Consider the following 7,158-nt stretch of genomic DNA (forward strand, 5'->3'; position numbering starts at 1 on the left):
TTGCATTAGCCCTCTATTTTAAAGGATTTGGGTCGGGAGCGGCTTCCTCTACTAATTCGCAGACGAGACGGAGCCCGGTGTCGAAACTGTCGGTCGGCGGCGCGTGCTCGCCGTGCGGAGCCAGATCCGGCTGGCGATACGCCGCCCGGCATCCGGACGGAATCCGGTACCACGAGCCGCCGCGAAGCGTCACGACGGCACCCTTTTTGTCTGCAGCCATGCCCGAAAACAGCCTGACAACTCCAGCATCTCCTTCGAACGGACTGTTGAAGGGATCGGTGACAGCGGCCGTGCCGAGGTCGTTGGTGTAGTTGTCACCGACCCACTCGGAGACGTTTCCAAGCATATCATACAGGCCCCAGGCATTGGGTTTCTTCTGTCCCACGGGATGCGTGCCGGATCGGGCGCTGTCGAACTGGCGATCACGCCAGTTGCGCGTATCGAACCCCCATCCGCCCGTGACACCGCTGTTGCCGCCGTACCAGGCGATCTCATCCAACTCTGGACCGTTGAGCGTCCCCTTGATGGTGAGCGGTCCATTGTAGAGCGCGGTCTGGGTCCCCGCCCGGCAGGCATATTCCCATTCCGCTTCGGTCGGCAGCCGGTAGCGCACGCCGGTCCCCTTGGCCATGGCGTTGAGCGCAACGATGAAAAACTGACAATCCGCCCAGGAGACGTTATCCACCGGTGCACGGTCGCCAGCGTATTTGAACTGCGACGGGTTGTCGCCCCTGACCCGCATCCACTGGCCCTGCGTGACCTCGTACTTGCCCATCCAGAACCCCTTGGTGAGGGTCACACGGTGGCGCGTCTCGTTTGCCGACCGACCGGCTTCAGACTCGGGACTGCCCATATCGAACGCGCCGGGCGGGATCCAGACAAACTCAATACCCGTATGCGGCGCGGTCCAAGGCTTGCCCATCTCCGGCTTCGCGGGACCATCGGCAATCTGGGGCATAGAGTTGCCTTCCAGCGCCTCGATCACGCATTCCGCCCAGTAAAAAATGTCTGGCTTTTCTTTTGAGCCACGCGAAACTGTCTGTTTCAGCTTCGTCACCGGCCAGAAAGCGGCGATACCGCCGTCCTTCGTACGCTCAAGGACCTGCCGGTCCGGATAGAGCTTGCCGTCCACTTCCGCCACCACTGTGACAGCGTCTCCGAAATTGCTAAGCGGGAAGCGGAACGTGCCGTCCTCGGCCGTGTGGAGGGTGGCTATCGGCTTCACCTTGCACAACTCCATTTTCTCCACCACCTCGACTCGGTCACTTTGAAAGGCAAAGACATACACCGGGGCGGCAGCGACCGGCGTGCGCTTGCCGTCTTTCGACACTTTCCAGACCGAACCGAGCACGCCGCCTGGTGGCGCCCCGGAGCCCATCAGCAGCCGCATGCCGCGCGCCGGAATATGAATCGGACCATACAGAGCAAAGCCGGGGCCCATCTTGCTCGTCTGAACAGTGCCGTTGGAGATGAGATCCTTCAAACAGCCAACGGCGGCTGAGCCACTGATCTTCTTATCCGTAAACGTTTTAAACTTGAGAGCCACCTTGATCTCTTTCTGGTCCAGCGCCGGCCGTGTCTCGATGGATTTGCTGCGGCGCCAGTCGCTGTCGTCGGGGATTCGCGAATAGTCCAGTTCGGCCAGGATGTCGTCGGATGTGATCTTGTTGTAGCTGCCGAACAGGTAGCCGGGATTCTCGATGAGCAGCAACTCCCGAACCGGTTTGTCGCTTTCGTTCACGAGCACCATCATCGCCTTGCGGGCCGGCTCACTCTTGTTCCCGTCCGGCCGCATGAACACGGACACGCGCACGCGCGCGGCCGGGTTCTCCGTGGTGACCGCAAAGCCGGCTTTGGCTTCGGCCTCGAAATCGCCGCCATAGCGGACGAGGCCGATGCCGAAGTTTTCGGCGCGCCAGTACGGGAGAAACTCGGTCTGGCCGTCGTCCTTGAAGTAGCCGAAGTCCTCCAGCGCGTTCACCACGTCGGCGGCGTTGGCGCGGCTGGCCAGGCCGACGATGTTCACGCCGATATCGTGCAGCAGCGCGCGGCCCAGGATCATGTTATCCACTGCGGGCGATCCGCCCGGCGTGGCCAGCGCCCCGCCGTTCGAGCGCAGTTGCACGGCCAGCGCCGTGTGCGGCGCGGCGAGATAGCGGAACAGCGCCAGAGGAAAACGATCAGCGATCGTCGCCGCCGCCGTCAGGGCGTCGCCGCCGACCGCGCCTTCCAGAATGGTGCGCGTTGCAACAGCTTCGCAAACCGACGCGGCCTCCGCTCGGATCAGCACATTGCTGCCGGTGATGGCGCCGCGCGATGCGGCGTCAAGAGCAGGCGTCGCCGCTTGCTCCGTCCAGGGCTGCCACTGCTGCCGCCGCCGGTCCGCTGCCGGCAGCCGGGAAGGATGCACCAACAGCGTGAAACCGGCCGTTTGTTCGCCGCCGCGGGGAGCCTGATTGGCAATGGCGATCGTCCAGAAGATCGTGCCATCCGGCTTGCGCTCGACGGTCATTGAAGGTTCCTTGCCGCCAATCACAAAGCCGGGTTCGCCGTTTGCCAGCCACGTAAAACCGCGATCACCGTTGCCGAGGAAAAAATGACGGATCAATCCCTTGTGCCCGCTGCCCTCGCCCGCCGGAGCGGCGCCGTCGCTCCACAGCATGCCGGGCGTCGAATCCAGTGATCCGTAGCCGGGTGCCAGGGGCTGATTACCTGCGAGAGCCTCCGCCGGATTGCCCGCGATCGCCGTGTCCACCGGGCCGCTGAGCTCCATCACCATGTCAAGCCGCTCAAGATCGATTCCTCTGGCGTCATAGGTCAGTTGCCCTGTCAGCGATCCGTCGTTCGCGTACAGCAGGCTCAGACGGCCCTTCAGGGACCCCGCCTGCCAAGTCGCCGCGGCTTCCACGCCTGTGTCCGTCCGGGTCAACACGGCCGGCGCGTCGGTCTTGGCGGAAATCACAACCTCATCCACCGTCGCCTCAATCCGCATGGGCGACGCCAACTGAGGCCCGCGCGACACCATTTTGAGAAGGGAATCCGACCATTTCTTCTCGGCGCGAAAGGCCAGCGGGATGTCATTCGTGAACGCCTGGATCTCCAATTGAGCCGGCAGGCCGATATCGTCCACGGTGAAGGTATGGCGGGGCGTCGTGACCGTGCGATTCACCAACGCCACATCCGCGCGCGCCGGAAGAACAACCACGAACAAGGCCGTGGCCAGCGCTACCGCCGATGAATAAAAGGGACACATCTTCTTTCTCATGCTCATGATCTCTCCTCCCACTGACACCTGACACCTCCTACTGCCTGCACTCCGCATACAGCACGCGGTAATCGTGATACGGCACAAACACCGGCCCGTACCGTTCGCCCTTGTCCCCGGCCCGCAGGATCAGTTCGTCGGTCTCGATATCCCGCAGCGCCGGCATAGCCGCAGACTTTGCCTCTAAGGCCCAGGCGGCCTTGACAACCTCCGGCACTTTCTTGCGCGCGGCGATGTCGCCGGCGCGCAGGGTGTTCGATCCGCCCAGAACCCGCTTCGAATCGCGAATGTCGAGGGGCAGCTCGATGTCGCCGTCGGTCTCGTTCAGGATCACGAAAATCGCCTGGTATCCCTTGCCGTTGTCCAGCGGCCGGCGGTACACCGTCACGCGCACCTGGGTCTCCTCGCCGGGCTTGTCGCCCATGCGCACCTGCGCATCATTGCGCCAGAACGGCAACTTCTCAACGTCGTCATCCCGGAAGAATCCGAATTTTTCGAGGCGGTTGATGAGCCGCACGGCTTCGTCGGCGTTTTGGAAAAGGCCTTGCGGTCCGCCCCGGAAACTGCTGTCTGTGCCGTCGCGCGCCACGCCGAAATCGTGCAGCAGCGCCAGCCCCAGCTTCTGCCGGTCGAAACGTCGATCGTCGCCCGGCCCCACCGGGCACTTGTCGGGCATCAGCGTCGTGATGACGCCGGCGTAGTTCATCGCCATCGTGCGGTAAAGCGAGTTGGGATAGCGCGAAATCAAATCCACGTCAGTCGAGCCGACCTCGGCGCCCACCCCGCGCATCATGACCGTGTTCCACAGGTACGATTCCAGCAGCCGGCCCGCGTTGTTGGACTTGACCTGCTGGCGCGGGGGGACGTTGTTCACCGCATGCACGCGGGCCAGCCGCTTGTAAAGGTCCCGCATCTGGAAGGCCAGGAACCCCGGGTGCCAGGGCAATTCGTCCTTGCCCACTTCATTCAGCGGCCGGAAGTAGGCATCCTCCTTGGCCGTGCTCTGTGACTTGGAGATCGGCGAATAGTCGTTCATCCACCAGCCCACCCGCCGTCCGAAGCTGATCATCCGTCCCAGGTAGAAAGCGGCCTTGTCTTCAAAAAGCCGGTCCATACTCGGCAGGTTCATGGCCGCGGCACCCCCGCCGAAGCCATAGCGGTGATAGGGCGGGGAGTCTTTGCGCCACACGGTGCGCTGGTCGTCCGGCGCCTGCTGCGACGCGCCTGCAGCCGACTGCCACCAATCCCGCAGGCGTTGGTCATCAACCAGATAGGTGAAAAGCTCCGCCGACGCGTCCCAGTTAGCCGTGGCATGGATCTCCATCTGCGCCCATATTTTTCCCACGGTATAGTGCCAGGCATGCTGGCGGAAGTTTTCCGGCTTGGGCTTGGCCGGATGGGTCAGGATGGCGAAATCGATCGCGCGCCGACCATGAACCTCGGCCGGACGGTTCACGAACGCCACCCGCCACGTCACATTCCCGGCATTGTCCCGCTCCAGTTGCATGGTTGAACCGTCACGATCGAGGATCCAGCCGCGATCGCTGTTGCAGTAATAGGACCAGCCCCGGTCGGCGCTGCCGAACCAGAACGACGGCACAAATCGCGTGTAGAACAGCTCCATCTTCGTCATCGTGCTGTCCCAAAGCACGCCGGGCTTGTCAGACAGACCGCACTCGCCGCGGTCCGCGTCGGTGTCATTCAGGCTCGATCCGGTATCGGAGAACGCCAGATCCACGGTTCCGGCAACATCCGTCACCAGTTCCAGGCGATCAACTTTAACCGGCACGTCGCCGCCGTAGCGCAGCGAGGCGCGCATCGAACCGTCGCAATCGTAGCGGACTTTGAGTTCCGCCGGAACCGGGCCGATCTGCAGGGCGGATGCATACTCGATTTCGCTCTTGCCGGTGCGCACCGCCTTGGCGGGGGTCGTCACCTTGGCGGGCACACGCTTGCCCCCCACGACAGCTTCCAGGCGCATCGGGGCGCGGAACTGCGCGCCGCGGCCCATGGCCTTCAGGACATCGGCCGGCGCCTTTCCGCTGGCGCGCAGTTCCAGCGGCAGTTCGCGCGCGTCGGGCAGAATCTCGATCTGCGCCGGGAGACCGGACGCATCGAGCGTGAAGCGATGCTTCAACGTCTCGAAGCCGCTGTCCGTCGCGCGGATCGGGGTGAACGGCTCCCAGACCTCGTCCAGGAGGCCCACCTTGTTGTTCATCCACGGGGAGACCTGGAAGCTGTCGGTCCTGCTGAATGACGGCGGCTTCTTATGCGCCGTGAAGTCCTCCCGCGCGCGGTCCTCGCTCCCGACCGACTTTTGCGCCCAGGGAAAAACGTTGAACGTGTCGCTGCGGGTGGCGCTGGTGTGGGGGTTGACACCGGAATTGAGCTTGATGAACGGTTCCTTCTGGATCTGCTCGCCGACGATTTTCATGTTCTCGTCAAACATCAGCGCGGTGACGCTGTACACCTCGCCGGGCACCAGGTTGCTGGCCACCACGTCGAATACCGCAAAGTTACCGATCACCGGCGCCCGGAACTCATGGACATCAGTCTCCTCGCCCTCGACGATATTCTTGACGATCAACTGGGCCTCGACCGCAGTCAGCACCTCTTCCTTGACGCCCACGATGCCGCGGTCCAGCACGGCCGACAGGCGCTTGGTATAGGGTGACACTTCCACTCGGAAATCGAAATACGGTATACGCTCCGGCCGCAGCGTCTTGATGACGTCCATGCGCCGCTCACGGAAGGGCTGCGCCGGGCTGCCGGCCATGCCGCCATCCATGAGGTGAAACTTGGTCAGGCGCGTCTGGAAGAGAATCTTCGCCGGCACGCCCGCGCTGCGCACATCGAACCACAGCACGTTGCCGTCGAGCGTCATCTTGGGCGCCGCGGAGCGGAGCCGCAGCTTGCGCATCTCGCCCGGCCGCAGTTCGACCAGCCCGTTGGGGATTTCTGCGGACGTGTAGCTCGAATAGACAGATCCCGCTTCGCTCTCGACATGGAAGCCGAGCCGTACCGTTTCCGACCGGGTATTGTGATTCTTCAGCGTGATCTGAAGGTCAATCTGATTGTCCATGATCCGGCCCAGATCGTTGAGCTGGAAAACCGGTGACTTGGAATCAAAGATCAGTTTCGTCTTCGTGATCAGCCAGTCTGTGTCGTCAAAGTTGTTGAAGAACGCTCCGCTGCCTCCGATGCCGCGCGCAAACCAGATCCGGTAGGCGGTCCCGTCCGGGGGCGGGATGGCCACCAGGGGGCGGCCATCCTCCTGCTTGCCGTCATACAGACCATAACACAACGACTTCAGCGGTATGCTGTACTCGATGACCCAGCGCTTGCCATCGGCCACGGTCTTGATAGTTGCCCCGGCGTTCCACTTGAAATCCTGTCCCTTCGCCACACTGTAATACCAGTCGTTGACCGTGCCGATAGGATTGACGTCCCACCGCAGCAGCCCGAGTTTCTCGCCCAGGGCCAGATCCTCGACTGGCCGGATTTCCAGCTCGACATGGTCATCCCAGAGCATGCCGTACAGTGGATGCGTGAGCGTGTCCGGATAGCGTCCTCGCGCCTTCAGCCAGGAATCTTCCGGGTAGATCGGCGAACTCTGGCAGAAGTAGAGATTCTCGTGGTCGTAACCTGCGTAGAGTTGAATCTGCGTCTGGTGGGGGGCCAGGAACTTGAACATGCCGAAGTGAATGTCATACCGGAATGCCGACAGCGCCGAGGCGTCGTCCCATTCCCCCGGAGCCATAATGCCGTCGAGCTGCGGCGGTTTGGCCATGAAGGGCACCCGCAGGATCGGGGTATCCACCTTGCTCGCATCGCCGTAGGAGGTGGGCACCTGATCCGCCTCCTGCGCCGACAGCGACGCGGCCGCCAGCACG

General features: G+C 62.9%; 1 protein-coding gene. It reads right to left on the reverse strand.

The features are described from left to right. Positions 1-13: 13 nt before the first annotated feature. Positions 14-3,322, reverse strand: coding sequence for a formylglycine-generating enzyme family protein (locus FJ222_06190; protein ID MBM4164014.1), 3,309 nt, complete (start codon positions 3,320-3,322; stop codon positions 14-16). Between the last annotated feature and the right edge of the window lie 3,836 nt (positions 3,323-7,158).

It is taken from the genome of Lentisphaerota bacterium (assembly GCA_016873675.1).
Classification (GTDB): Bacteria; Verrucomicrobiota; Kiritimatiellia; order RFP12; family JAAYNR01; genus VGWG01.